Genomic DNA, 25,706 nt, shown 5'->3' with positions numbered 1-25,706 from the left:
GATCGCGCCGTTGGCAAAAACGGTCATCGCCGATCAATTGTGTTGTAGTATTGTGGCAATTTCCCAAAACAGTTTTACGTTGATGGCTCATACCCTGAGGTGATGAGTTCACAATCCGATGCCGCGCCAGCCGAACCGATCCAGTTGACCGACGCCGACGAGTACGCCGATATCGTCTCCCGATATGATACTGTGCTCGTTGACTTCTACGCTGACTGGTGTGGCCCCTGTCAGATGATGGAGCCAACGATCGAGGCTCTCGCCGAGGACACCGCGGCGGCGGTACTCAAGGTCGATGTCGACCGATTCCAAGCGTTGGCGGGCCAACACGGCGTGCAGGGCATCCCGACGCTGTTGGTCTATGCTGACGGCGAACAGGCCGAGCGCATGGTCGGTGCCCAGACCGGCGACGCGCTCGAAGACACCGTCACCGGCTACACGGCCTAACCGCCGTGGCGGCGCGCTGTCTCGGCCGCGACGATTTTCCGTCTGCTCCCCGGAGTGGTGAGCGATGACACCGCGGGAACTCCGTGCCGACGTGCCGGGCTTACAGGAGTCGGCGTATCTCAACTTCGGGGCCCACGGGCCGAGTCCGGAGTGCGTCGTTGAGGCGGTCAGCGACGCCGTCGCCGACCACGAATTTCATTCCGGCACCGACGACCCCTACACGACCGCCTTTGCGGGCTACGACCGCGCCCGCGAGCGCGTCGCCGAGTTCATCGGGGCCGCCCCCGAGGAGGTCGCCCTCACCGAAAGCACGACCGACGGGATCAACCGGATCGCCACCGCGATCGACTTCGACCCCGGCGACGTGGTCGTCCGCACCGACCTGGAACATCCGGCCGGCACGCTGCCGTGGCAACAACTCAAAGCGCAGGGTGTCGAGGTACGTGTCGTTGAAACCACCGACGGCCGGGTCGATATCGACGCCTACACCGAGGCTGTTGCCGACGCCAAGCTCGTCTGTTTCAGTGCGGTGACGTGGACACACGGCACACAACTACCCGTTGCCGAGCTGGTCGATATCGCCGCCGAGGCCGGCGCGTTCACCCTCGTCGATGCGGTGCAGGTGCCCGGCCAGCTCCCGATGGATGTCCATGCGTGGGGTGCTGATGCCGTGGCTGCAGCCGGCCACAAATGGCTGCTTGGGCCCTGGGGCTCGGGCTTCCTCTATGTTGACCGTGGTGTCGCCGACACCATGGTACCGGGCGCGGTCGGCTACCGCAGTGTCACCGAGCCGACGGCCGCCGAGTTGACCTACGAACCCGGCGCGAAACGCTTCGAGATCGGCACCACCTCGCCGGGGCCACACGCCGGCCTGATTGAGGCGATCGATGCCATCGAATCGGTCGGCGTCGAGCGGATCGCCGATCGGATCGCGACGCTGACTGACCGACTGAAAGCCGGCATCGACGACGAGGCCCTGTTGAGCCCACAGGCACACGAATCGGGGCTGGTGTCGATCGCCGTCGATGACCCCGAGGCAACCGTCGAGCGGTTCGCTGAGGAGGGGATCGTGATTCGGTCGCTGCCACACCCCGACGCGATTCGCGTGTCGGTGCATGCGGTTTCGACGGCCGCCGAAATCGATTCAGTGCTCGCGGCGTTGGAGACAACATAATGGCCACCGAAACGCGCGTCTGGCTCGTCGAGCGCACCTACTCGGATGACGAACAGAACCTGATCATCCTCACGTATGCCACGCCCGATGGGCGACAGGACTTCCGCAAAGAGCGCGCGCTGACGAGTTTCAGCGGCGACCACCGCGAGACGCCGGTCAGTCTCACGGTGCCGGCTGACAACCTCGGTGTCGTTGACGACCCCGACACCCGCGAGCACTACGAAACCGAAGCGACGCGGATGGCCGAAGAGTACGACTCCGACGACGCGCTGTAACCGCTGTTCTGCTTACGTGTCCTCGTCTTGCTGTTGGCCGAGGGCTTTCGCAACCGCAAACAGGTAGCCCAGGCCCTGTTTGATCTCCGGATCGCGGAGCCCCTTTGCGAGTCCGATCGCCCCGACAGACGAGGGATCGGCTTGTTCAGCCGCGCCGACGCTGTCGAGGAGCGTTTTGAGGCCTTCTCTGGTGTCGTCGTCGCTGGCGGTGTCGGCAAGCTCCCCAAGTGAGGAGCCGGTGCCGGCCAACGAGACAACCATCTCGTCTGTCAGTGCTGCGTTGGCGAGCCCGGCGACGTTGCCAAGCTCTGCGAGGTCGTCGAGGGTACCCTCGCGTTGGAGTTCCAGCACCGTTTCGAGCGCGTCGCTGAGGTCTTCGCCGTTTTCGCCGACTGTTTCGGCCAGTCTGACGGTTTCGTCGGTCGCAACGCCGTCGGCCGAGGCCGCCAGCGTCTCAGCGGTGCCGGTGAGTTCGACGACCATCTCGTCGGTCATCGCGGCCTCACCGAGGGTGACGACATCGAGCAGTTCGTTAACCGCATCGAGTCGCCGGACGAAGTCGGCGACCGCCTCGGGGTTCTCTGCGATGGCGGCTTCAAGGGCGTCATCGTTGCTGACACCGTCGGCATCGCCGTTGCTGGCGTCATCAGCATCGCTGTTGCTGGCGTCATCAGCATTGTCGCTGCTGGCCTCATCGGCATCGCCGTTGTCGTCGACAGCAGCCGACTCTGTTTCGGCGTCGCTCATCTCAGATCAACCCCCGCGCGGTGAGCCAGTAGGACTCGTTGTAGGCGAGCTTCGACCAGTGAATCGATTGGGACGGCGAGATCGGCGATGGCGGATTCTGGTAGTCGAACTCGACGAAGGAGGCCGAATCCATCCCTGTCTCGATGAAACAGATGGTCTTGCCGTCGTAGGCCGCTGTCGGTACCTGGCCGCGTACCTCGCTGGCAAGTCGCTGTCCGATTGTGCCGGCCTGGTAGTGGGCGACGCTGCCGGCCTTCGGAACGCCGGTCGCGGCCGCATCGCCCAGCGCGTAGACATCCTCGGCGTGTTCGGCTTCGAGGGTGTGTTTGTCGACATCGACCCAGCCGCGCTCGCCGAGCCCGGCATCCTCAACGATGTCAACCCCGCGGTGGGGTGGGATCGCCACCAGCAGGTCGTAGTCGAGTTCGGTGCCCTCCATCGACGTGAGCACCCCCTCATCTGGATCGACCGACTCGGCGTTGAAGAACGTCTCAATGTTGATGTCGCGTTCTTCCATGAGTGGCTGCGCCCACTCGGCGATCTGGGCGTTGCCGTGGACGCGCTGGATCGGGTAGGTGTAGGTGATCTCGATGTCCTCCCGAAGCCCGCGTTTGCGGAACCAGTCGTCGGTCATAAACGAGAACTCCAGCGGCGCGGCCGGACACATGTGTGGGCTGCCGATGACGCTCAACACGAGGTGGCCCTCGGTAAACGACAGCAGCTCCTCACGGAGTGCCAGCGAGCCGTCCTCGCTGTAGAAGTCGTGGCCACCTTCCTGCAGCCCGGGTACCTCGTCGGCCGCCAGCGTCGAGCCGGTGCCGACAACGAGGTGATCGTAGCCGATCGGCGTTGCGTCCGTGGTCGTCTGGAGCTGCTTGGCGTCGGTATCGATCTCGGTGACCCGCGTGTCTTCGATCTCGATGCGGTTGTCGATCAGCTCTCGGAGGGGCCGCCGCCCGTCGGCCGGCTCCCGTTTGCCGAACGGGACGTACAGCCAGACCGGCTTGTAGACGTGATCCGGGCCGTCGTTGAGGAGTCGGACGCGTACCTCCCCGGCATCGATCTCACTGCCGAGTCGTTCCGCAAGGTCGTTGGCAAGCACAGCCCCGCCGGTACCGCCGCCGATGATGACAATGTCGTCGGTCATACGTTCTCCACGTAGAACGCCGTGTAGTCGTCGTGCTCTTCGATTCCGTGTAGCTTGTTACCAGCCTCGTCGACCCACTCGGGGACGTCGGTGCGTGACTGCTCGGCATCGCTGAGAAGTCGCACGACGTCGCCCGATTCCGCATCGCGGATCGCGCCGATCAGATCCATCAGCGGGCCGGGGCAGGTCGCGCCGCGTGCATCGACGGTCGTGGTCGGTTCGATAGATGTACTCATCGTTACACCTACACCTTTGGTCTCCATCGTATTAATATTGTGCGTCAGTTCCATAACAGTGGGAGACTACATGTGGCAACTGCTGTTAGGCGTGTATCCGAATCCCGGCGCTCGCCGGGATCGACCGACAACAGCCTACTGGAGCGCGTCAGCGACCTTCTCGATGGGGTGCGGCGGTTTGCCGTCGTACCGGTCGGTGTCACTGAGCTGTGAGCGACACGACGTGCCCGGCGCGACAACCGTTTTCGCCGGCGAGTCGTCGACAGCGTCAAACAGCAGCCGGCCGATCGCCTGGCTCATCGAGTAGTGCTCGGCCTCGTAGCCAAAGGAGCCAGCCATCCCACAGCAGGTGGTGTCCAGCACATCGACCTCGTAGCCGGCCCGCCGGAGCACGCCGACCGCGTGGTGCTCGCGGCTGGCGGCGGTCTGGTGACAGTGGCCGTGGTACGACAGCGTCTCGTCGCCCGCCGTGTCGATGGCATCATCTAGCCGGAAGGTGTCGATGTACTCCAACACGCTGTAGGTGTTGTCGGCGACGGCTTCGACCGCCTCGCCGGAGAGCAGATCGAGATAATCCTCCTGATACATCACCGCGTCGCTGGGTTCGACGCTGATGAGCTCCCAGCCGTTGGCGACACGGTCGGCCAACACTTCGACGTTGGCCTCGGCGGTCGCCTTCGACTGGTCAAGCAGCCCCTTCGAGTGGGCCGGTCGCCCGCTGTCTGTTACCTCGTCGGCGATGGCGACGTGGACGCCGGCGGCTTCGAGTACCCGAACCGCGGCTTTACCGACCTCAGGCTGCGTGTAATTGGTGTAGGGGTCGGGGATCAACAGGGCCTTGCGGTCGGCCTCACGTTCGCTGACGGCCGGTGGGCGGTTTCGATCCCATTTTTGCAGGGTGTTGCGCGTGAACGTCGGCAATTCGCGTTCCCGGGCGATGCCGAGTGTTTTCTCGGCAAGCAGGCCGCTGCCGGGAAGCTTGGTCGCCAGGTTCGACAGCGGCGCGAGCGTGCTGCCGAGGCCATAGAGGGTTTCGACGTTGGCAAAGAGTTTGTCGCGGAGGCCGATACCCTCGCGTTGGTGCCGTTCGTGAGCGACCTCGGTTTTCAGCTTCGCCATATCGACGCCGCTGGGGCAATCGCGCTTACAGCCCTTACAGCCGATACAGAGATCTAACACCTCGTGGCTGAACGCATCGCTGAACACGTCGTCCGGAAGCTCACCACTCATTGCCCGCCGGAGCATGTTGGCTCGCCCACGCGTTGAGGTGATCTCCTCGTTTTCGGTCGCCCGGTAGGTCGGACACATGACGCCGCCCGTGGTATCCTGATGGCCGGTACAGCCCGCACAGCCGTGACAGAGCTCGGTCATCCCCTGAAAGCCGTTGTCGTTGTCCCAGTTCAGCGTCGGCTCAAAGCCGGCGTCGAACGCGTAGTCGGCGTCATACCGGAGGTTCTCACGGGGATCGGAGTCACCACAGACGTTACCCGGATTCAACAGGCCCTGGGGATCGAACGCGTGTTTTACCCGCTTGAAATCGTTCCAGAGCTCCTCGCCGTAGAGCTTCTTGTTCCACGTCGACCGTGCCCGGCCATCGCCGTGTTCGCCGGAGACGGAGCCGCCATACTCGATGACGAGATCGGTGACGGCATCCGAGATCTCGAACATCGTCTCGACGCCGTCGTCGGCTTTGAGGTTGATCAGCGGCCGGATGTGCAGGACGCCGGGGCCGGCGTGGGCATAGTAGGACGCAAAGGTGTCGTACTCCTCGAACAGTGCCTGGATGTCGGCAACGTACTCCGGGAGGTTTTCGGCCGGAACCGCCGTATCCTCGACGAACGGCCAGTGTTTCTCATCGCCGGTTCGGGAGAGCAGAATCGGCAGCCCGGCCTTCCGCATCTTCCAGAACTTCGCCTGGCGGTCGTCGTCGTAGGCTTCCAGGGCGTCGGTGGCGTGGGGTGGCTCGTCGGTCGTGATCGCTTCGGCACTCGGCTCGACCTCGGGGTCGTAGCCCGGCAGCCGATCGGCCAACAGCCCCGCCACCTTCGATTTGCCCGCCGCAACTGACTCCGCGTAGAACTCGACCAGCAGCGTCGAGTCGGTACCCTCCGGCAGGATGTCGACGACCGGCGCGAACTCCGCGGTATCGCGGGCCAGATCCAGCAGGACATCGTCCATCACCTCGACGGCGGCGGGATCGTGTTCGAGGATCGGCGCAACGTCCCGCATCGCCGAGATCACGTCGTCGTAGGTCAACAGGACGACCGAGGTTTCGTTGGGGATCGGTTCCAGCGAGACGGTCGCCTCGGTGACGATGCCGAGTGTGCCCTCGCTGCCGGCCATCAGTCGGCCGACGTTGACCGCGCCGCGCTCCTCGGCGTCTTCGAGGAGTTTGTCGAAGTTGTACCCCGAGACGTTCCGCATCAGGTCGGGATACCGTGCCTCGATCTCCTCGCGGTGGTTCCGGAGGATATCCGAGACGACCTCATAGACCCGGTCTTCGATCCCCGGATCGTCGCGTTCCGCGGCCTGTTCGGCCCGCTCGTGGAGTTCGTCGACGGCCATCCACTCGAAGGTGGTGACCGTGCCGTCCGCGAGGACGACCTCCACGGCTTCGAGATAGCCGTCGGCCTTCTCGTATTTCAGCGAGTGCGCCCCGGTCGTGTTGTTGCCGATACAGCCGCCGAGGACGCTCTTGTCGCCCCATGCGGGATCAGGGGCGTACTTCAGGCCGTGGGGTTTCAGTTTGTCGTTCAGTCGCGCGAGTGTAATCCCCGGCTGTGCGGTTGCCGTGCCGGCCTCGGGGTCGATGTCGACGACAGCGTCCAGCTTCTTTTTGAAGTCGAGGACGACCGCCTCGTTGACCGTCTGGCCCGCGAGGCTGGTGCCGCCGCCACGCGGGAGCACCGGGATGTCGTTGTCGGCACAGTACGCCATGACCGCCTGTACGTCGGCCGTCGAGGTCGGGACGACGACGCCGATCGGCAGCTGCTGGTACGCGCTGGCGTCGGTCGCATACAGGTTCCGGGTGTAGCTGTCGAACCGAACCTCGCCGTCGACGCGGGCATCGAGGTCGGCGACAAGGCCTGGCTCTTCGATCTCGTCGCTGTGGTAGTCGTAGTTGCTTCGTCCATCGGTCGCTGGATCGACGGGTGTCGACCCCTGTGTTGGTTTGCTCATAGGGTTCTCACACGGTCGTTGGTACCTAATACAGTTCTGTGGTCTTTAGAACACGGTTGGGAAGACAACGTAGACGCCGAGCAGCGTCAGCAGTCCACCGCCCGCAATATAGTAGGCAACCGGAAGCAGATTCAGCCGGATCACCCGGCCGGTTGAGCCGACCAGTCCGACGGTCGCCAGCGCGGCGATCACGTTGTGGATGGCGACGGTGTTGCCGATTGCCGCGCCGATGGTCTGGGCCGCGAGCAACACCGCCGTCGGCATTTCGAGGGCGGTTCCGACCTCGAACTGGAAGGCCGCAAACGTGATGTTGCTGACCGTGATCGAGCCGGCGACGAACGCGCCGATCAGACCGACGACCGGCGCAAACAGGGGGTACGCCGCCCCCAGCCCGGATGCGGTTCCCTCCGCGAGGACGACGATCATGCTCCCGTCGACCGGCGCGGTGCCGTGGGCGTTAGTGGTTAGCATGATCTCGACCATCCCGATGACAAACACCAACACGACCGCGGGCGAGATGATCTTGCTGAAGGCCTCCTTCCAGGCACTACTGACCTGCTGGCCCGACATGCCGAAGATCGGAATCGCAATGAGCGCGCTGACCAACAGCCACGTTCCTGGAACGTACGCCCACCCGATCGCGCCCTCGACGCCGGTGCCGAGGATGTCCCACGTGAGAGTCATCAGCGGTCCCGTCTGCAAGAAGGTCGCCACCGGATCGATCACGCGGGTGCCGATCAGCAACACGACGAGCATGAGGTACGGCGACCACGCCCGAAGCAGGCTCATCGACGGTGGTTCGACCGACGGGGTATCCATCTCGGTGCCGCCGTCGGCTGTAGCCCCCGTTTCCGACCCTGTCGAGGCGGTCGATCCGGCGTCGTCGCCGCCGGGTTCGATCTCGCCGACCCAGTGGTCGGGCCACTCATCGCGTGGCGGAAAGTCCCAGTGGGTGTCGGGTTCGAACAGCCCCGCCTTGAGAAGACTGACGACGATCCCCGCCCCGATCATCGAGGCGAACAACGAGGGGAGTTCCGGGCCGATGAGGTAGGCCACACCCGCATACGGGATCGCAAATGAGAGGCCGGCGACGATCGCCAGCGGAACGACCTCCCAAACGGGAGCCAGCGTCCGCTCCTCGCCGAAGAAGTAGACGACCATCGACACCGCGATCAGCGGGATGAACGTACCGAGGATACCGTTGAACAACCCCGCGTAGATCGCTGCATCAGCGGCGTACTGGGCGACCGTCATCCCAGTCCCGTCGGCGATCTGTGTCTCGACCGCCGATAGCGGCGTCTCGAAGCCGACGATGATCGGTGTCCCGACAGCGCCGAAGACGGTCGCCACCGCGTGGCCGATCAGTGCGGCGACGACAGCCGCAAGCGCCGGGAACCCCAACGCGAGCAGCAAGGGTGCGACGACCGCGGCGGGCGTGCCGAATCCGGCGACGCCCTCGATAAATGTCGCCAAGAAGAACCCCAGCAGGATCACCTGGACGCGCCGGTCGTCGCTGATCGTGGCGAAGCCGGCGTTGATCCGGTCGACCGCCCCCGACCGCATCAGGGTATAGAGCAAGACGAGCGCGCCGAAGACGATCCAGAGGATCTCAATGGCCGCCATGACGCCGCTGAGACTGGCCGCCGCGACGTAGTCGGCTGGCATCTCCCAGACCGTATAGGCGATCACCGCGGCTGCCCCCCACGCCACCGGCATCACCCGGACGGCCGGCCACAACAGCCCAACGAGTAACACCGCCACGATCAGCAGCGGGATAACCGCGAGCAGCGTCTCAACCATCGATTGCTCCCGTCTGTCTCCCGACCCGACTGGTCGCTTTCTGCTGTCTTTCTGCCGGCACGGCCACCGTGTGCGCACCGATTCGTTGTGGTCGATCTCGTCGGTTCAGCTGGCGTGGTGGCACCTGCAGTGCAGGGAGCGATACGGCGGTTGGCGGTCGGACGGTGTGTTGTGGGTCGGTCATCGTGGCGTACTGCGGGTTGCGTTGTCTCATACTGGTTACTGGAGACGGGTACCGCCTCGACCGCCCACCGGGTGGCGGTCGAACGGTACCTGCCGACAGCAGATCGTCTCAGTCTTCGATCACGGTTTCGGCTGTCAGTCAGTTAGGTATGTAATCGTTTTTGCTGTGAGATATCGTCTCACACTCTCTGTGAACAGCTAATAATATATTCGGTTTGGTCGCTTGCGTGTCGCGTTTCCGTTCAGTGTGGGCTGCTTGGTCGATGGAGGCTGATCCGGGCTGTTGTCCCGTTGTCGATCTCGAACGAGAGGTCGCCGTCGGAGTAGGCGACGATCCGATCGATCAGCCACAGCCCAACGCCGCTTGCGTGGTTGAGTGCTGATTCCTCGGCCTGATCGATCACCGCGAGCTCGTTTCGGGGGATGCCCGGCCCGTCGTCGGCAACGGAGATCACGGCCTGCTCGTCGTCGGTCGTGGCTGACACCCGGATCGTACCGCCGTCGGTCACGCCGTGTTCGACCGCGTTCTCGATGAGCTGTGCGATCGCCGTTGAGAGCTTCGGGTGGGCGATGACGGTCGCTGTGGTGTCGGTGTCGACAACGAGGTCGACGCCGGCCGGCGGCTCCGGGGCCGCTGCGATGGCGTCCTTGATGCTGTCCTTGACCGAGAGCTCCTGGCGGTGGCCGCGGCTCTGGACGACCGACCGCATCGTGCGGGCGTTTTCGGCGGTCGCTTCGAGCCGCTCGGCGTGGGCCAACATCTGCTCGGTCAGCGAGTCATCATCGCAGCTCGCGGCGATCTGTTGGATCCGGGACTTGATCACGCTGAGATCCGTCCGGAGGTTGTGCCGCAGGACGCGATCTATCACCGCCTCCAGCAGGCGGAGCTCCCGTCGGTTTTCGATCAGCTCGATCGAGGTTTCGAGACTCGAAGCGAGCGTTTCGGCGATCTTCCGGTCGGCGACCGTGATGTTCTGTGGCCGCATCGCCGCCGGGATCAACACGCCAAAATCGCCGATCGGTGTGATGACCTCCGAGCGGATCACGCTGTCTTCGTTGTAGACCGCGGGGTGGTCTCGCACGTCCGACACCAGCCGCGTTTCGCCGGCGGCAAACGCCTCCCACGCGATGCTGTTGCCGGGCTCGAAGGTTGGATGGTCGCCGATAATCTCGGCGGCCCGCCCGGTTGCCCCGATCGGTTTGAGCTGTTCGGTTGCGGGATCGGACGCCCAGATCCCCGCCGTCGGAAAGTTGGTCGCCGTCGGCAGCCTGTCGACGACCGTCTCAACCATCTCCGAGACGGTGTCGGCCGTGACGGCGTCCTGCATGATCGACTGGATCGCCTCCAGACTCGCCGCCCGCTCCGTCCGCGTCAGCGCGATGCGGCCGAACGCCGCCAGCAGCTGGCCCACCTGGAGGGCGGTGTCGTCGAAGGCCGCGGGCTGATCGTTGCCGATGATGACCACGCCGTGGTCGCCCAGCGGGAGCAACAGCACGCTCTCGACGGCCCCATCGGCACACCGAAGCGCGCACTCTGTCTGTGACAACGATTCGATCCGATCAGCCGTCCCCCCGTAGGTCTCCCACAGGATCTCGCCGTCGCCGTCGGCCGAAAACACCGGCTCGTCGGCCGTCGTCACCGCCGGCTGTAGGGTGTCGGTCGCGCGATCGTAGCGGTGGATCTCCGCGACCGTCGCATCAAGCACCGAGACGGCTGTCTCGACCGTTCGTTCGCGGGCTGTCGGCTGATCGTCGCTGGTGAGGATCGCCTCCGATCGCTCGTAGAGTGATTCCAACAGCCGTCGCTGGCGTCGCTCCTCGGTGATGTCAACATACAGGAGGAAGACCTCCTGTCTCTCCGCGGCGGTGACCGGCACGCCCCGAAGGAGAAACTCACCCATACCGGTCGTCGTCCGCCGCCGCACCGCCTCGGTCACCGGGCGGCCCTCACGGAGTCGGGCCTCGATCTCGCGTGTCAGCTCGGTGTCGCTGTCGGCGGTCGGCTCGGTCGGTTCGATCGCTGCGTTCGCGGCCGTCACCGATCCGAAGGTCTCGGTGAACGGCTCGTTGCTGCGGCTGATCTCACAGCCGATCTCGGTGATGACGACGCTGACCATCGGCTCGGTGATCGTGGTGAACAGCGCCTCAAACCGTCGGCGGGCGTCGTTCAGTGTTGTCTTGACCTGTTTGGTGGTACAGGCCGTTGCCAGCTGCTCGTTGAGCGGTGCCAACCCGTTCCGTACCGACGCGGCGAGCGGCTCGCTATGGCGGCCGAGCAGCAGCACGCCGAAGTCGGGAAGCTCGAACAGATAATAGTGGCCGCCGTCGTTGTCGTCGTCGTTGTCGTCGTCGACGCTCCCGGCTATCGGCAACGATTTGCGGCTCGTGTCGTCGTCGGTTGCCCACCCCCGCAGCCGGCGTTCGGCGGCCGCGTACAGCGGGTCGTCCGTCCCGACCGCCGCATCCCCGCCGAGCCGCCGATACGCGCCCGCGTCGGTTCGTCCATACACCGCGCCAACCGAACACGACAGCGCCTCCAGATACGTCGACAGCGCTGTCGCCGCCGTGGCTTCAAGCGTTGCTGCGGGGCTGATCGCAAGTGACAGCTCATACAGCGTTTCGATCCGTTCGGTTGGTTCCATGGTCAGTGCGTCACAACGGGTCGCTCATGCGCGACCGCCGGTGGCTGGTCACCGCCACGTCCATCTGCGGCCACGAACGGTACGGACGGCGATAAAGCCAATGACGACCATCGAGACAAAGGTGATCGCGGTTTGGCCGTCAAGAAACTCCAGACCGACCAGCACGGCCGCCATGATCGCCCCCATGCCGACAGTGAGCACGAGTTCAAGGCCGCTGACGCTACTCTCTGCCATACCGAGGTGGATACGGCCGATTCGAAAAGCCGTTTCGGTTACCGACCTGGTGGCTGCCGGTTACTCACCCGCTGTGGTGAGATCGTCGTCGACCGCAACCCAGCTTCCGCGGTCGGCAGCGTCCTCGATAGCCGCGAGCACGCGCTGGACGGCGTAGCCGTCGGCGAACGACGCGACCGCCGCGACCGACGCTGGCGTCCCATCGGCGACGGCGGGTAGGAACTCGCTGCTCTCGTGGACGAAGGTGTGTTCCCAGCCGAGGACGTGGCCCGGCGGCCACCAGCTGCCGGCGTAGGGATCGCTCTCCTCGGTGACAAGGACGGTCTCGTAGCCGCGGCTGTCGCCGGTCAGCACTTCGAGTTCGTTGAGCCGCTCCAGCGAGAACCGGAGACTCCCCTCGGTGCCGTGGATCTCGATGGTGTGATCGTTCTTGTGGCCGGCGGCGACACGGGAGGCCTCGACGCCCCCGATCGCGCCGTTTGCGAACGCGAGTTGGGCGGTGTAGGCGTCGTCAACGGTGACCGGTCGGTACTCCGTGACCGTTTCGCCGGCATCGTCGTAGACGGGCCGCTCGTCGGTAAATGTCTGAAGTTGGGCGGCGACGCGTTCGATCCGCCCGGCGTGGTCGCCGACGAGAAACCGCGCGAGGTCGATGGTGTGGGCACCGAGATCACCCAGCGCGCCTGACCCCGCGCTGTCGGCGTCCATCCGCCACGTCCACGGCGCGTCGGGGTCGACAAGCCAATCCTGCAGATAGCGACCGCGGAACGTCCGGATCTCGCCAAGGTCGCCGCGGTCGATCAGTCGCTTGGCATACTGGATCGCGGGCACAAACCGGTAGTTGAAGCCACAGCAGGCGGGCACAGCCGCGTCGGTCGCCGCTTCGACCATCGACTCGGCGTCGGACAGCGTCGCCGCCAGCGGCTTCTCACAGAGCACCGCGGTGCCGGCTTCCAGCGCGGCGATCGATGGCTCGGCGTGGAGATGGTTCGGCGCGAGATTGTAGAGGGCGTCCACGTCGTCGACGACCTCTCGCCAGTCGGTCGCGGTGTGGGCGAAGCCGAGTCTGTCGGCGGCCTCGCTGAGCGCGGCCTCGTCTCGGCCGATGAGCGTGTGGCGGTTGACGGCCGGCGCGTCGGGGAAAAACATCGGTAATCGAGCCAAGGCGTTGGCGTGGGCCCGCCCCATGAACCCGTAGCCGAGCATCCCGACGGAGAGGGGGTCAGTCATCGCTCGCCCCTAGACTGACGGCCCGTCGGCGGTCGGCTGACCGATAGATCGCGTCGATGACGCGCTGGACGGCCAACCCCTGTTCGACCGTGTTTCGATCTGGATCGCTGTCGTCAGCAACGTGATCGAGGAAGTAATCGAGTTCGGCGGCGTGGCTGTTGCGATCGGGGGTCTCGACCGCCGTTTCGGTGAAATGCTGTCCACCTGTGGTGTGGGTCTCATACAGCGTCAGCTCCTCGCTTTTGCGGTCGTAGACCGCGCCGGCATCGGCCCCACGGATGACGTACTCGTCGGTTCGCGGGCGGTTTGTTGCCCACGCGACCTCCAGAGAGATGGTCGCGCCGTCGGCCGTCCGGAGGAACGCCGAGGCGGAATCCTCCACATCGAAGGCGTCGGGTCCCTCGTCGTCGCCCCACATGTGCATGTAGCTGTAGTCCTCGCGGGTGCCGAACGCCGCGCGCGTCGTCGCCGACACCTCGACGACTTCCGGGAAATCCAATACACAGAGCGCGAGGTCGATCGCGTGGACGCCGATATCGATGAGCGCGCCGCCGCCCGCCGTCTCCCGGTCGGTGAACCACGAGCCACGACCGGGGATGCCGCGGCGGCGGACGTAGTTCGCCTCGACGTGGCTGATCTCGCCGAACCGGCCCCTGTCCCGGTAGGCGGTCAGCACGTCGACCGGCGCGGCAAACCGGTAATTGAAGCCGACCATGCAGAACCCCCCTGACTCCCGGGCCGCGTCGGCGATCCGTTCCGCGCTGTCGAGGCTGTGGGCCAGCGGCTTCTCGACGAGCACGTCGACCCCGGCATCGAGGGCCGCGGTGGCATACTGCTCGTGGTAGCGGTTCGGCGTCGTGACCAGCACCGCGTCGATGTCGTCGATGATGGCCGCTAGGTCGTCGTGGGTTGGCACCGACCACTCCTCGCTGAACTCCCGGCGAGCGGCTGCATCGATGTCGACGCCGCCGACGAGCTCGGCGTTGCGGTCGGCCAGCCGCTCGGCGTGGTGGCTCGCGATCCCGCCGAGGCCGACGATCCCGACGCTGACTGTCTGTGTTGTCATTGGCGTCTACCGGGAGGCGACGGCCGATAAAGCTGTGGCCCGGTGGTGGGCTACCGGTCGACGGAATCAGGATCTTCAAGCGCGGCCACCACGTCGACGGCGTCGCGGTTTTCGGCCACGTCGTGAACGCGGACGATGTCCGCGCCGCGCTCGGCGGCCAGCGCGGTCGCCGCAACTGTCGCGTCGAGGCGGTCGTCGGGTTCGCTGTCGATCGCACCGAACATCGATTTCCGGGAGTGGCCGACAAGCACCGGACAGCCCAAGGCTGCAAACTCGCCGAGCCGATCCAGTAACTCGAAGCTCTCCGCACTCGTTTTCCCGAAGCCGAGACCGGGATCGACGATGATCCGCTCCCGTGGGATGCCGGCTTTCTCGGCGAGTATCAGCCGTTCGTTGAGCACGCCGAGGACATCCTCGACCACGTCGTCGTAATCGATCTCCTTCCCCGGGACGACCGGCGCGTCGATTGAGTGCATCAAGATTACCGGCACCTCGCGGTCGGCGACCAACTCCCGCATCGCCGAATCGTCGAGGCCGGTCACGTCGTTGACGATGTCGGCTCCGGCATCGAGGGCTGCCTCGGCGACGGCGGCTTTCCGGGTGTCGATCGAGATAGCGACATCCAACTCCGCGACGGCATCGATGACCGGCACGACGCGGTCGATTTCTTCTTCAACACTCACCGGCTCCGCGCCGGGGCGGGTGCTTTCGCCGCCGATATCGATGATGTCCGCGCCCTCCTCGACGAGGGCTTCGGCCCCCTCGATGGCGGCCTCGCGATCGAAGAAGTCGCCGCCGTCGTAGAAGCTGTCCGGCGTGACGTTGAGGATGCCCATGACCGCCGTGCCGTCGTCCCACGGCCTGCGTTCGGGTGGCTCCGAACTGGATTCGTCGCCATCGAGACCCAACTGCTCGCGGAGGTCGGCGGCGATCGCTGGTAGCCCGAATGCACACGCCTCTAACTCCGTCGTCAACGCCCGGAACTCCGCGAGCGTCCCCGAAAGGATGAGTTCGTGGCGTTCACCCGGCGTCGTGACCCCCGAGGACACGCAGTCGCCGCCGAGAGCCGGGAACCGCTCCTGGAGGACGGCCGCCTGTCTGTCATCGACTCGCGTCGCAATCGTTCGGTGGACTGTATCTTCGCGGCTGGCTTCGATATCCGCGGCTGTGGCGTGAATCCCGTTTAGTATCTCGGTCGCCGTTTCGGTGTTGTCGACCCGTTTCGGAATATCGAGCCGCGTCACCGCCGACCGCGCTTCGCCGACCGCGAACAGCGATCCGGTGACGAGCAGGCAGTCGTTCGGGCCGACCCGTGTTTCAGCCTCGCTGATGGCGTCGGCGACCGCTTCGCCAGCGGTTACCGACTCGATGCCCTCGGTTTCGAAACAGCGGGCGAGGACGGTCGGATCTTCGGCGCGATCGAGGTTCGGCCGGCAGGTGATCACCGAGTCGGGTGTCGGCAACGCGGCGACCATCTCGGCGTGGGGTTTGTCGTGCATTGCCCCGAAGACGACATGCAGGTCGTCGTACTCGAAGGTCGATAGCGTCTCGGCGACCCGCGCGATCGCATCGGCGTTGTGCGCGCCGTCAAAGATCGTGAGCGGCTCGGTGTCGAGCACCTCGAACCGCCCCGGCCAGTGGGCGTTGCGCAGCCCCCGCTGGAGGGTGTCAGTGCTGAGGGTGGTCTGGGTCTCGATCGAATCGAGCACCTGCCCGGCCAGCGTCGTGGCGATGCCGGCGTTGAGGGCCTGATGTTCGCCGAGCAGCGCGAGCCGCGCCGAGAGATCCAGCCCATCGGCGAACGCTGCGGGGTAGCTGACGCCGCTGTCGTCGGTATCGCTTCCCGGCATCGCTACCGAGATCTGTGATTCGGTCGTCGTCACCCGGCCGTCGTAGCCAACGGTCACGTCGGTTGTGCCGTCGGTGCCGACCGTCAACACATCGCCGGCGTCAGCACGGAGCGTGGCGAGGGCGTCGCCGCTCGCGCCGGTCACCAGCGGTGTCTCGCTGGTGGGGGCGACTTTCGCTTTTGTCGCCGCGATCTCCTCGATCGTATCGCCCAAGACACTCGTATGCTCCAGCGAGACAGTCGTCACACAGCTGGCGACGGGATCGACGATGCTTGTCGCGTCGAACTCACCGCCGAGGCCGACTTCCAGCACAGCGATATCGACGTCTTGGCGGTCAAAATACCAGATCCCCAGCAGCGTGACGACCTCGAAGAAGGTGAGCGGCTCGCCGTCGGCCGCCCGATCGATCAGCCACGGTTTGACCCGCTCGACGAACTCGGTGATCGCGCGGTCGGTGATCGGCCGGCCGCCGACCTGGATCCGCTCGTTCAGCGTTTCGAGGTGTGGGGAGGTATACAGGCCGACCGAGTAGCCGGCTTCCCGCAGCACGGATTCGGTCAGCTTCGCCGTGCTGCCCTTCCCGTTGGAGCCGGCGACCTGCACGAACCGGATGTCGCTTCCAGGGTCGTCGAGCTCCGCCCGCAATGCGGCCGCAGATTCGATCCCCGGCCGCACCTGAAACCGGCGGAGGTCGAAGAGAAAATCCACCGCATCGTGATACTCCATACGGTTTGCACTCACCGCCGCCGCTTATGGGTAACGAAGGGGGGTCGGTCGAGTTCGTGGTGACCGATAGCACGTCACGGAATACCATGGATTTTAACATTTATTCCGAACCGCCAACAATCATCGACTGCACCGAGGTGAGACGCCATGGCACTGATCCGATCACCGACCAGTTCCTGGCGACAGGGCCTCGACCTCCCGAGTCAACTGTTCGAACGCAGTGGCAACGACTACGAACTGTACGAGGAGGACGGCGAGTTCGTCCTCAGCATCGAACTCCCCGGGTTCGATCCCGCGGAGATCACCGCCACGTGGGACAGCGGCGTGTTGAACATCGCCGCCGAACACGAGGACGAGAACCGCGGACAGCGACGAACCTACCACCGACGGTTCCGCTTCCCGAAGGATGTCGACGACGAGGCGATCACCGCCGAGTACAACAACGGCATCCTTGAGGTTCGGCTGCCGGTCGAGACGGATGCGGCCGTCTCCGGCACCGAGATCGAGGTGCAGGCGTAAGCGGCACCGTCGATCCGACAATTGACTCGGTAGTCCGTTTTTTCACCGCTGGAGGTGTCAGCCATGCAACTCAGTGTCAAACAACTCAAAAACCGCGACCCAGGCAGCGGCATGGCCGTCATCGACCGCGAGGCGGTTGGCGAACTTGGCGTTGCCAGCGGCGATTTCGTCGCGATCGAGGGCCGCGACGGCAGTCGCGCGGTCGCCCGCGTCTGGCCCAGCGACTCCGGCGACGCGGGTCGGGGGATTATCCGGATCGACGGCCAGCTCCGGGCTGCGGCCAACGTCAGCATCGACGAGCAGGTATCTGTCGAACCGACCGATGTGGCACCCGCCGAGCGCGTCCGCGTCGCCCTCCCCGACGCGGTGCGCGTTCGCGGCGACCTCAGCTCACATATCCGCGAGCAGCTGACCGATCACGCGGTCACAGCCGGCGACACCGTCGCCCTCCCACTGGGGTTCGGGCTACTCTCGGGACAGGGCAACCGCCGTGTCCCGCTGCGGATCGTTGACACCGATCCAGACGGAACGGTCGTCATCGGCACCGATACGGCCATCGCACTCGCCGACGCGAGCAGCGATGAGATCACCGTCGAAGGCGGAACGACCGACGACGAATCGACCGCCGCCCCCGCGGTCGCCTACGAGGATATCGGCGGCCTCGACGAGGAACTCGACATGGTGCGGGAGATGATCGAGTTGCCGATGCGGCACCCCGAGCTGTTTGGGACGCTTGGGATCGAGCCGCCGAAAGGCGTCCTCCTGCACGGCCCACCGGGCACCGGCAAGACCCTCATCGCGAAGGCGGTCGCCAACGAGATCGACGCTCACTTCCAGACGATCTCCGGCCCGGAAATAATGTCGAAATATTACCGGGCAGCAGCGAACCCATTTAGCGCGAGTCAGGCCGACTTGGCCAGCTTATTGTCCTGACAGATGTGACCGAACAGGAGCGAAACCGCCAACGCTTGAACGGATTACGCAGTGAACGGACTACCGCTCCATAGGCCGTTTATAAATATTCAGGAAGGATATTAAGATGAAAGAAGGTGGGTATAGATATCAAGAATATTGAGAGTTTCTACTTTGTTACCTGAAACTTCTCCATTTTCAAGGGCTGAGCTGTAAGCATCAAGAACATCAAGAGTGGTTAATTCTTCAAAGGTTGTAGCATCGTCTGTACTCTCGATAATTGCGTTAGCGGCCGATTTATCCACCTCGTCTGGAATTCCACTCATCTCTGATTCCTGCTCACTTTTGTCATCGGACTGCTGGGATAAAGTGGGGTAATCATCTGAACGGGTATCCCAAACATTATTGAAATCAAATGCAGTCATAGTGCTTTGAGCAGACATGCCAGTCATTTCTGAGGTCGACAGACCCACAGCGTTTCCTGCAGATGTTGATTGTCCAGTTGACTCAGTATCCCAATATGAATCAGTTACAGTGCTACTCTCAAAGTCATCACACTTTTGTTGACTTTGGAATGGGCAGTTTTCAAAGTTTTCACCTGTAATACCTCCTGTCTCAGATTGTCCATCTATTTTACCAGCAGCAAATACATTAGCTATACGACTATTATCGTAGTTTTCACCAGTGATTCCACCAGCTTTGCCCCCTTCAACAGCCCCTACAGTATATGATTGATTAATAACTGCGTCATTGAAGTTTCCGCCAACTAAGCCACCAGCTCTGGCAGAATTCTCAAATGTTATTTCTTCACCTGTTGCTGTTACTTTAGCCTTAGAATAGCTCTTTGTAACAATACCACCGACATTTTCACCGACAACGCCTCCAACTTCATCTGAGCCGGTCACCGATCCTGAGGAAAATGCCCCTTTGATAATACTGCTTCCAGCAACTGCTCCAGCAATACCAGCAACACTGTATCTGCCCGTTATTGATCCATTTGACGACACATCGCGCACAATACTTCCTTCTGCGTCAAGTGAACCCACAAGTGCACCGACACTATTATTCCCGTTAATTGTAGTGGATTCAACATTAACTGATTCGATAACTGCGCTCTCACCAACCCTTCCAAAGAGACCTATATTATCTGATGAGCTGCGGTTGATTGTAAGTCCAGAAATATTGTGCTGATTCCCATCAAACTCACCTGTAAAGCCAACCGAGTTATCCCCAACTGGTGCGAATCCTAACTCGCCGTTCCATTGTGCTGTCGTTGATGCATCAATATCATTCCCAAGCTTATAATGAGTATCTAGATCATCTTCCATTGCCTGCAACTCTGAAGCATTAGTAATAACATACGGATTAGCAGCAGTGCCACTTCCAGCAAGGTCAATAGTATCTACATCTACGAATCCATTAGCACCCTCTTTATCTTTCTTCGAGGACAACGTTGTAAGTGAAGAATCGGTATAGTATGGGGTAACAACGATATCTCCGATAACAGTACCGCCAGATCCACTGAAGTCGCCGCTTGGGCCGTCAGCCGCTCCCCAATAATTGTGAGAAGCGTTGACCGTTCGCTTTGCATCCCCTGCATCAAGCGTCCCTTCACTCCCACCAGTCAATATAGATTCATGAATTTGCCAACTCCCTTCAGAATCAATCACATCAATCGACTTATCTCCCATGGTGCTAAATTCTGAGTCATGAACAGTGCCGTTACCGGTTGCCTTTGAGGCATCTATTCCGTCACCATCAGTATCTTTCGCGGTGAAATTATTCACAACTAATTCTCCATCGGATTTTTGAGCGTTAATGCCATTCTCAGCTGTTTTTACACTCGTATCTCGAACTGTTGCTTTACCGGAAAACCCGTCATCAATTTCAACCGCATCATCGGACATATTCCGGAGAGCAACTGATTTTATTGTCCAATTCCCATTTGCTCCCGCGAGATTGATTCCCTTTTTTGCATTAATAACTGTTGTATTTTGTATGACTGCTCCGCCAGATGCTTTTCCGGCATTAATCCCATCCTCTCTATTTTCCAGCCCTGGATTCTCGATAATAGTGTCTTCTATTCTCCATTCACCAGTTGCTTCGTTGGCGTTAATACTTCCTTTGTTTAAATTAGATGACTTTATTGTCCAGTTGGCGGATGATCTAAAAAACCTGATTCCAGGACTTATGTTTGTAGTTTTCACCGATCTTATAAGTGGATTTCCACTGGTCTCACTAGCAATTATCCCTGCTCCGCTGTCGCCTGATAGTGCCTCTATTTGTGTATTAACAATGGTTGGGTTGCCAGCACTATCATACATATCGATACCGACATCGTTCGTCTTAATCGTTGTATTGGCTACACGCCAGTCTCCGGATGATCCATAGTTTAGAAGACCACGTTCGACATCTGTGATAGTCACATTACTAATTTGCAAATCATTGTCCGAAAACTCATTATCGATACCAAATTGCCAACCGGTGATATGAACTCCAACTATTTTCGGCTCCGCATCATTGGAAATCCTAATGGCTGTAGAGTCCGTTATATCTGATTTATTAGAAATATTGACACTATTATCTGTAAAAATTTTTATGTTTTTGTCGATGTTTAGAGACTCTTTATATGTCCCTGATTGGATTTTGATGTTATCAGAGTCACTTGCGTTGTCTATTGCATTTTGAATTGAACTATAATCACCAGTTTCATCAGTAGCAACAACAAGATCAGCTGACTGTGCTGCTACACTTCCAGTCAAAGCTGCTGATATCCCAATCAGAACAAACAGAACAGTAAGTATCCACGAATACTGACGGGTTTGCATATTACTTCTCACCATCGTCAAGTGAGGTCTTATCATTACACACGGTTCCATCACAAGCCGTAACACCGGTACGTTGGTGCCATCGTTTCCAACATAGCATACGTGACATTGTAACCGAATTATTAGGTTGTAAAAAAACTTTCTAATAATACTACATTGAAGTGTATATAGACCAATTTGACGGAGTACGCCCATTTTAATTTCTTTGAATCCGACAAATACGGTAAGATGCTCGTATTGCACGAGCAATCGGAGGCCTTCGAACGGGTTCGGGCATCGCTGACACTGTCGTCAGCACGAGCCGAGGCAGCCTAACCGTCAGCGCGCTGTGTTGCGGTTTTTATTCGACCCTATCGTCACCGAAGGAGAGCGTGAGCCCTCGCTTTCGTAGATGTTGATGAGTTCGGTGACGATCTCGTCGTAGGATTCGTTGTCGATGCGGAGCGCGTCAAGCCGTTCGATGGTCGCCTCGTAGAGTTCGACTGCCGGCATACCAGTGGAGAGTATGCTGTCAAGCGATTTGAGTGTAACGCCGGCCGCTGGCTACTCGCGTTCTGCGCCGGCACCGCGAACCCACTCCTCCAGCCGGAAGCGGTCGTACTCGGTTGTCGAATCAAGATGCCACTCTTCGTCGTCCCACTCGGGATAGAACGAATCACCTTCGTACGCGCCGGCGACCCGGCTCAACACCATCCGATCGATATATGGTTGAAACAGGTCGTAGATCACCGCGCCGCCGATCACGTAGGCGGTGTCGGCACCCAACGCCTCGGCGACAGCGACCGCGTCGTCGACACCGCCCGCGTGGTGAGCAGTCGACACATCAAACTCTTGGGTGCTTCGGCTGAGGACGATCTGGGCGGCGCCCGGCAGGTCGTCCAGCATCGACTCAAAGGTCACGCGACCCAGGATGACGGGATCGTCGGCGATCCGCTCGCGGTACTGCTGTTTGTCGGCCGGGATCGACGGCCACGGAAGCTCGCCGTCGTCGCCGATCACACGGTTGTCGGCGATGGCGGCGACTGACACCAGTTCCATAGCCAGCGTACGCGCGGTGGTGAGAAAACCGTTGGCGTGTCGGCTCAGCTCGGTTCGTTGATCGCAAGATCGGTCGTGGCGGCGGGCTCCTCGGTGGCCAGCGAGTAGAGCCGTTTGCGGGCATCCTGAATGTGGAGCCGCTCCTCGATGAGGTCGTCGTCGGCCAGCGTCGTCAACGCGTAGCGAACGGTGCGGGACGGAAGCAAGGATTCGGTTGCGAGATCTCCCTGCGTCAACGGCCCCTCGTATTCGAGCGTTTTGTACACTAACTTCGCGCTCGGCGGGAGTTCTTCGAGGGTCGATCGGGTGGCGTCGTCCATATGGAATAGCCGCTATGTCCGCAATTAAACACCACGGGGTTGTGCGTCGGTCGCGGTCGAGCGTATGTGTTGCTACCGCCGGTAAGCTGTGGCTGTCGGGCGTGAAATCAGCACCAAAACCGATCGTCGATCAGCATCCGCGCGGCGTCGCCCGGTCGCTACGGTGCTTCGCCGGTTTCAAGCGTGAAGTCCGCAATCGGGTAGGCCACACAGGTCAGCGTGTAGCCTTCCTCCATCTCTTCGTCAGTGAACGTCTCCTGCTCGTAGTGGATCACGTGATCCTCGGCGGGGCCGTCCTCGATGTGGCCCGCACAGGAGACACACTGGCCCTGTCGGCAGGCATACGGGAGATCGAACCCTTCGTCTTCGGCCGTATCAAGGATCGTCTCGTTGCTGGCGACCTCGATGGTTTCACCCTGTTTGGCGAGTTCGATCTCGTGGTATTCGACCTCGTCTTCGGGCATATCCGCCGGACTCTGTTCTTCGGGTTCTGCTTCTTCGAGCTCGCCGCCCTCGCCACCCTCGCCGCCGCCCTCGATGGCGACCGCGCCGCCACCGCCGCCGATCGATCGGTTCATCGGCTCGGGGAAGCTGGTCTCCGGCACCGCCGCTGCGCGCTTTTCAAGGATCTCCTGGGAGATATCCGGGTTGGACTCCCACTCGGTTCCGTTGGCAAAGTGCAGCACGACAAACATCCCCGTCAGGGCTGCAGCGATGCCGAACGCCACAAGATCAACCATATTGGGGCGTTAGGAATCGGGGGTTAATTACCTTACGAGGTTCCGCCTGCCTGGTTCGGTGTGCGATCCTGGGGCTACTTGTCGCGCGCGACGTGATGTCGCCCGAACCCGTACCGCAGCCGGTTGGCCAGCCGCCGGGAGAGCCGGCCCTCGTTGCGGCTGTCGAACCGCTCGGCGAGCGCCTGGTAGATCAGCGGCACCGGCACCTCCTGTTCGAGTGACTCCTTGACGGTCCACGTCCCCGTTGACCCGCCGGCGATGTGGTCGGCGACATCGCCAAGTGGATCGTCGGCGGTACCCTCCTCGCGGAAGGCCTCCTCACAGAGCTCCAACAGCCACGACCGGATGACTGCGCCGTTGTTCCACGTCCGGGCGATCGACTCCATATCGAGGTCGTAGCGGCCGTTGGCCAACAGTTCGAACCCCTCGCCGTAGGCCTGCATCAGCGCGTACTCGACACCGTTGTGTACCATCTTCACGTAGTGGCCCGCCCCCGACTCGCCCATGCGATCGTGGCCGTCCGGCCCGGTGGCGACGGCATCGAAGACGGGTGTCATCTCGTCGTAGGCCCATGCGGGGCCGCCGATCATGAGCGAAAATCCCAGCTCCGCGCCAGCGGGGCCGCCGGAGGTGCCACAGTCGAGGTAGGCTGCCGGGGTCGCTTCGGCGCGATCAACCGACGCCTGGAAGTTGGAGTTGCCGCCGTCGACGACGATATCCTCGTCGGTGAGGTGGGGATCGAGATCGTTGAGTGTCGCATCGACTGCCGTGCCGGCCGGCACCATCAGCCAGATCCGTTTGTTGTCGCCGAGCGTCTCAACGAAATCTTCGATCGAGTCGGCAGGCGTCGCCCCCGCGTCGGCCGCCGTTGCGACCGCGTCGTCGTCGAGATCGAAGGCAACCACGTCGTGGCCGCCGTCGAGTGTGCGATCAACAACGATCTGTCCCATCCGGCCAAGGCCGATCACACCGAGTTGCATGCGCGAGGGAAGGCGATGGGGGGTGGTAGTGGTTGTGATGTCGTCGCCACCACAGCGAGGTTGCGTTGGCATCGTCAACTCAGGGTGGGTGTGCTGGCATCCGCAACACGGGAGAGTTTTGGGCGTTGCCGACGACGGCGACCCATGGACGACGATCTCATCGACAGCAGCGAACTCCCCATCGACCGCCGGTCGCTCCTGCCAGGGACGGGCTTCTTTTATCCCGACTCACTCGACGAGGGCCGCAGCGAGGAGCGCGCCAAAGCCGCCCTTGAGGACGCGGAGGCGGTTGTCGTCACCGACTCCGACGCTGACGGGCTGGGCTGTGTCGCGCTGATCCGCGAGGCCTACGACGCAGCCTGCGATGTGGAGCCGTTTCTGGAGACGATCGAGAACAGATTGTCCGACGACAGCGACGATGGCGGCGTCATCGACAACGAGCCGGAGCTGCCGGAATCGACGGTCGGCCTCATCGCCGCCGGCCCACATTCGCTAACCAAATCGCTCGAATACGTCGCCGCCTACGGCGACAGCGGGATCGACGTCTTCGTCTGCGATATCTCGCCTGACGCCTACGAGTCGGTCGCCGATCCACTCGGGACAGTCGTCGAGCAGAGCGACCGCGTTTCGTGGTATGACCACCACCAGTGGCCGGCGGATGCGGCCGCCGGCGTCCGCGATGCGGGCGTCGATCTCGTCATCGGCGACTCCGACGAGGAGTGCAGCACGGACGTGACGCTGCGCTCGCTGGACTACGAGTTCGACGACCGGTTCACCGAGCTGGCGGACGTGACCCGCGATCACGATCTGTGGATCAACGACGATCCCCGAAGCAAGGATCTCGCCGACTACGCCTTCTGGACCGATCCCGCCGAGTACGCGGCTGTCGTCGGCGCCTACGGCGCGTCGCTGCCGGCGGTTGTCGAGGCCTACATCGCCGACCGCCGCGTCGAAAAGGAGCAGCTGATCGAGAAAGCCGTCGACCGTGCGGCCTACAAATCGATCGGCCCGTGGACGGTCGGCGTCACCTACGGCCGCTGCTCGCAAAATGAGGTCGCCGACGCGCTTCAGGCGGCAGGTGCTGATGCGGCGATCATCGTCAAACCCTCCGGCAGCGCGAGCATCCGCGGCGGCGAAAGCTTCGAGTCAGCCCACCTGGTCGCCCGCCAGGTCAATGGCGGCGGCCACCCGAAGGCCGCGGGCTGCAAACCCGACATCTACGACGATATGATGGATTACGCCTACCACTGGACGACCGAAGGTGAGGCCGCAAAACGGGTGATCCTCCAGGCGTTCCGCCGGGTCGCCGAGGAGCACGCTGCGGCGGACAGCGACGAGGAGACGACTGATAGCGATGGTGAGGCAGCCGACAGCGACAGCGAAACAGCCGACAGCGGCGTCGACGACGCGGCGACCGAGTAGCGATCAGATA

General features: G+C 62.3%; 22 protein-coding genes. 6 read left to right on the top strand and 16 right to left on the bottom strand.

Annotation, left to right across the window (positions count from 1 at the left end):
• Nucleotides 1-102 precede the first annotated feature (102 nt).
• The 3 genes from HKK80_RS11805 to HKK80_RS11795 all read left to right on the top strand — a co-directional run bounded on the left by HKK80_RS11805 (nucleotide 103) and on the right by HKK80_RS11795 (nucleotide 1,896).
• Nucleotides 103-447 (top strand): thioredoxin family protein, encoded by a 345-nt coding sequence (locus tag HKK80_RS11805; protein ID WP_411799799.1) that lies wholly within the window; start codon nucleotides 103-105, stop codon nucleotides 445-447.
• 64 nt (nucleotides 448-511) lie between these two features.
• On the top strand, nucleotides 512-1,621 hold the full coding sequence (locus HKK80_RS11800; RefSeq protein WP_411799798.1) for an aminotransferase class V-fold PLP-dependent enzyme: 1,110 nt from the start codon (nucleotides 512-514) through the stop codon (nucleotides 1,619-1,621).
• Entirely contained in the window at nucleotides 1,621-1,896 is a 276-nt protein-coding gene (locus HKK80_RS11795; RefSeq protein WP_411799797.1) for a hypothetical protein, read from the top strand. The genes HKK80_RS11800 and HKK80_RS11795 overlap by 1 nt, the downstream gene beginning before the upstream one ends.
• Before the next feature lie 12 nt (nucleotides 1,897-1,908).
• Here the strand turns inward: HKK80_RS11795 and HKK80_RS11790 are convergent, their stop codons facing one another.
• The 10 genes from HKK80_RS11790 to folP form a co-directional block, all read right to left on the bottom strand.
• Entirely contained in the window at nucleotides 1,909-2,643 is a 735-nt protein-coding gene (locus tag HKK80_RS11790; protein WP_411799796.1) for a DUF1641 domain-containing protein, read from the bottom strand.
• Between the two features lies 1 nt (nucleotide 2,644).
• Nucleotides 2,645-3,790, bottom strand: a complete 1,146-nt coding sequence (locus HKK80_RS11785; protein WP_411799795.1) for an NAD(P)/FAD-dependent oxidoreductase — start codon at nucleotides 3,788-3,790, stop codon at nucleotides 2,645-2,647.
• Nucleotides 3,787-4,026 (bottom strand): sulfurtransferase TusA family protein, encoded by a 240-nt coding sequence (locus HKK80_RS11780; protein WP_411799794.1) that lies wholly within the window; start codon nucleotides 4,024-4,026, stop codon nucleotides 3,787-3,789. The genes HKK80_RS11785 and HKK80_RS11780 overlap by 4 nt, the downstream gene beginning before the upstream one ends.
• Nucleotides 4,027-4,161: 135 nt before the next feature.
• Complete coding sequence (locus HKK80_RS11775) at nucleotides 4,162-7,206, bottom strand: FAD-binding and (Fe-S)-binding domain-containing protein (protein WP_411799793.1); 3,045 nt, start codon at nucleotides 7,204-7,206, stop codon at nucleotides 4,162-4,164.
• Between the two features lie 45 nt (nucleotides 7,207-7,251).
• Nucleotides 7,252-9,006 (bottom strand): L-lactate permease, encoded by a 1,755-nt coding sequence (locus tag HKK80_RS11770; RefSeq protein WP_411799792.1) that lies wholly within the window; start codon nucleotides 9,004-9,006, stop codon nucleotides 7,252-7,254.
• 425 nt (nucleotides 9,007-9,431) lie between these two features.
• The gene (locus tag HKK80_RS11765; protein WP_411799791.1) at nucleotides 9,432-11,831 is read right to left on the bottom strand and encodes a GAF domain-containing protein; all 2,400 of its coding nucleotides are present in this window, start codon (nucleotides 11,829-11,831) and stop codon (nucleotides 9,432-9,434) included.
• A 48-nt stretch (nucleotides 11,832-11,879) separates the two neighbouring features.
• A complete protein-coding gene (locus HKK80_RS11760) occupies nucleotides 11,880-12,065 on the bottom strand; it encodes a hypothetical protein (RefSeq protein ID WP_411799790.1) in 186 nt (61 codons plus the stop codon).
• Nucleotides 12,066-12,125: 60 nt separating this feature from the next.
• Entirely contained in the window at nucleotides 12,126-13,295 is a 1,170-nt protein-coding gene (locus HKK80_RS11755) for a Gfo/Idh/MocA family protein (protein ID WP_411799789.1), read from the bottom strand.
• Nucleotides 13,288-14,361, bottom strand: a complete 1,074-nt coding sequence (locus HKK80_RS11750) for a Gfo/Idh/MocA family protein (RefSeq protein ID WP_411799788.1) — start codon at nucleotides 14,359-14,361, stop codon at nucleotides 13,288-13,290. The genes HKK80_RS11755 and HKK80_RS11750 overlap by 8 nt, the downstream gene beginning before the upstream one ends.
• A gap of 50 nt (nucleotides 14,362-14,411) precedes the next feature.
• Nucleotides 14,412-16,937: a dihydropteroate synthase gene (gene folP / locus HKK80_RS11745; RefSeq protein ID WP_411799787.1), complete on the bottom strand. Its 2,526-nt coding sequence runs from the start codon at nucleotides 16,935-16,937 to the stop codon at nucleotides 14,412-14,414.
• 147 nt (nucleotides 16,938-17,084) lie between these two features.
• On the opposite strand from folP, the gene HKK80_RS11740 reads away from it, so the two are divergent.
• Complete coding sequence (locus tag HKK80_RS11740) at nucleotides 17,085-17,456, top strand: Hsp20/alpha crystallin family protein (protein WP_411799786.1); 372 nt, start codon at nucleotides 17,085-17,087, stop codon at nucleotides 17,454-17,456.
• A gap of 63 nt (nucleotides 17,457-17,519) precedes the next feature.
• Nucleotides 17,520-18,389, top strand: coding sequence for an AAA family ATPase (locus HKK80_RS11735; protein ID WP_411799785.1), 870 nt, complete (start codon nucleotides 17,520-17,522; stop codon nucleotides 18,387-18,389).
• Nucleotides 18,390-18,490: 101 nt separating this feature from the next.
• Here HKK80_RS11735 and HKK80_RS11730 read toward each other — a convergent pair whose 3' ends face one another.
• The 6 genes from HKK80_RS11730 to HKK80_RS11705 all read right to left on the bottom strand — a co-directional run bounded on the left by HKK80_RS11730 (nucleotide 18,491) and on the right by HKK80_RS11705 (nucleotide 24,274).
• The gene (locus tag HKK80_RS11730) at nucleotides 18,491-21,196 is read right to left on the bottom strand and encodes a hypothetical protein (protein ID WP_411799784.1); all 2,706 of its coding nucleotides are present in this window, start codon (nucleotides 21,194-21,196) and stop codon (nucleotides 18,491-18,493) included.
• A gap of 318 nt (nucleotides 21,197-21,514) precedes the next feature.
• Nucleotides 21,515-21,688: a hypothetical protein gene (locus HKK80_RS11725; RefSeq protein WP_411799783.1), complete on the bottom strand. Its 174-nt coding sequence runs from the start codon at nucleotides 21,686-21,688 to the stop codon at nucleotides 21,515-21,517.
• A 51-nt stretch (nucleotides 21,689-21,739) separates the two neighbouring features.
• Nucleotides 21,740-22,234 carry a dihydrofolate reductase gene (locus HKK80_RS11720; protein ID WP_411799782.1) on the bottom strand — a complete coding sequence of 165 codons (495 nt, stop codon included), beginning with the start codon at nucleotides 22,232-22,234 and terminating at the stop codon, nucleotides 21,740-21,742.
• 44 nt (nucleotides 22,235-22,278) lie between these two features.
• Complete coding sequence (locus tag HKK80_RS11715; protein ID WP_411799781.1) at nucleotides 22,279-22,554, bottom strand: ArsR family transcriptional regulator; 276 nt, start codon at nucleotides 22,552-22,554, stop codon at nucleotides 22,279-22,281.
• A gap of 158 nt (nucleotides 22,555-22,712) precedes the next feature.
• Nucleotides 22,713-23,294, bottom strand: a complete 582-nt coding sequence (locus HKK80_RS11710; protein WP_411799780.1) for a 2Fe-2S iron-sulfur cluster-binding protein — start codon at nucleotides 23,292-23,294, stop codon at nucleotides 22,713-22,715.
• A 74-nt stretch (nucleotides 23,295-23,368) separates the two neighbouring features.
• The gene (locus tag HKK80_RS11705; RefSeq protein ID WP_411799779.1) at nucleotides 23,369-24,274 is read right to left on the bottom strand and encodes a decarboxylating 6-phosphogluconate dehydrogenase; all 906 of its coding nucleotides are present in this window, start codon (nucleotides 24,272-24,274) and stop codon (nucleotides 23,369-23,371) included.
• Between the two features lie 144 nt (nucleotides 24,275-24,418).
• Here HKK80_RS11705 and HKK80_RS11700 point away from each other — a divergent pair, with 144 nt between their 5' ends.
• Nucleotides 24,419-25,696: a DHH family phosphoesterase gene (locus tag HKK80_RS11700; RefSeq protein WP_411799778.1), complete on the top strand. Its 1,278-nt coding sequence runs from the start codon at nucleotides 24,419-24,421 to the stop codon at nucleotides 25,694-25,696.
• The last annotated feature ends 10 nt before the right edge of the window (nucleotides 25,697-25,706 follow it).

Source organism: Halonotius sp. F2-221B (assembly GCF_046719765.1).
Classification (GTDB): domain Archaea; phylum Halobacteriota; class Halobacteria; order Halobacteriales; family Haloferacaceae; genus Halonotius.
This window is presented reverse-complemented; position numbering and strand designations above follow the sequence as displayed.

Coding starts and splice junctions, on each gene's coding strand:
- HKK80_RS11735 (WP_411799785.1), top strand. CDS start 17,520: ATGCAACTCAGTGTCAAACAACTCAAAAACCGCGACCCAGGCAGCGGC.
- HKK80_RS11700 (WP_411799778.1), top strand. CDS start 24,419: ATGGACGACGATCTCATCGACAGCAGCGAACTCCCCATCGACCGCCGG.
- HKK80_RS11755 (WP_411799789.1), bottom strand. CDS start 13,295: ATGACTGACCCCCTCTCCGTCGGGATGCTCGGCTACGGGTTCATGGGG.
- HKK80_RS11790 (WP_411799796.1), bottom strand. CDS start 2,643: ATGAGCGACGCCGAAACAGAGTCGGCTGCTGTCGACGACAACGGCGAT.
- HKK80_RS11705 (WP_411799779.1), bottom strand. CDS start 24,274: ATGCAACTCGGTGTGATCGGCCTTGGCCGGATGGGACAGATCGTTGTT.
- HKK80_RS11725 (WP_411799783.1), bottom strand. CDS start 21,688: ATGCCGGCAGTCGAACTCTACGAGGCGACCATCGAACGGCTTGACGCG.
- HKK80_RS11785 (WP_411799795.1), bottom strand. CDS start 3,790: ATGACCGACGACATTGTCATCATCGGCGGCGGTACCGGCGGGGCTGTG.
- HKK80_RS11775 (WP_411799793.1), bottom strand. CDS start 7,206: ATGAGCAAACCAACACAGGGGTCGACACCCGTCGATCCAGCGACCGAT.
- HKK80_RS11715 (WP_411799781.1), bottom strand. CDS start 22,554: ATGGACGACGCCACCCGATCGACCCTCGAAGAACTCCCGCCGAGCGCG.
- HKK80_RS11800 (WP_411799798.1), top strand. CDS start 512: ATGACACCGCGGGAACTCCGTGCCGACGTGCCGGGCTTACAGGAGTCG.
- HKK80_RS11805 (WP_411799799.1), top strand. CDS start 103: ATGAGTTCACAATCCGATGCCGCGCCAGCCGAACCGATCCAGTTGACC.
- HKK80_RS11795 (WP_411799797.1), top strand. CDS start 1,621: ATGGCCACCGAAACGCGCGTCTGGCTCGTCGAGCGCACCTACTCGGAT.
- HKK80_RS11750 (WP_411799788.1), bottom strand. CDS start 14,361: ATGACAACACAGACAGTCAGCGTCGGGATCGTCGGCCTCGGCGGGATC.
- HKK80_RS11730 (WP_411799784.1), bottom strand. CDS start 21,196: ATGCAAACCCGTCAGTATTCGTGGATACTTACTGTTCTGTTTGTTCTG.
- HKK80_RS11740 (WP_411799786.1), top strand. CDS start 17,085: ATGGCACTGATCCGATCACCGACCAGTTCCTGGCGACAGGGCCTCGAC.
- HKK80_RS11770 (WP_411799792.1), bottom strand. CDS start 9,006: ATGGTTGAGACGCTGCTCGCGGTTATCCCGCTGCTGATCGTGGCGGTG.
- HKK80_RS11780 (WP_411799794.1), bottom strand. CDS start 4,026: ATGAGTACATCTATCGAACCGACCACGACCGTCGATGCACGCGGCGCG.
- HKK80_RS11765 (WP_411799791.1), bottom strand. CDS start 11,831: ATGGAACCAACCGAACGGATCGAAACGCTGTATGAGCTGTCACTTGCG.
- HKK80_RS11720 (WP_411799782.1), bottom strand. CDS start 22,234: ATGGAACTGGTGTCAGTCGCCGCCATCGCCGACAACCGTGTGATCGGC.
- HKK80_RS11760 (WP_411799790.1), bottom strand. CDS start 12,065: ATGGCAGAGAGTAGCGTCAGCGGCCTTGAACTCGTGCTCACTGTCGGC.
- HKK80_RS11710 (WP_411799780.1), bottom strand. CDS start 23,294: ATGGTTGATCTTGTGGCGTTCGGCATCGCTGCAGCCCTGACGGGGATG.
- folP (WP_411799787.1), bottom strand. CDS start 16,937: ATGGAGTATCACGATGCGGTGGATTTTCTCTTCGACCTCCGCCGGTTT.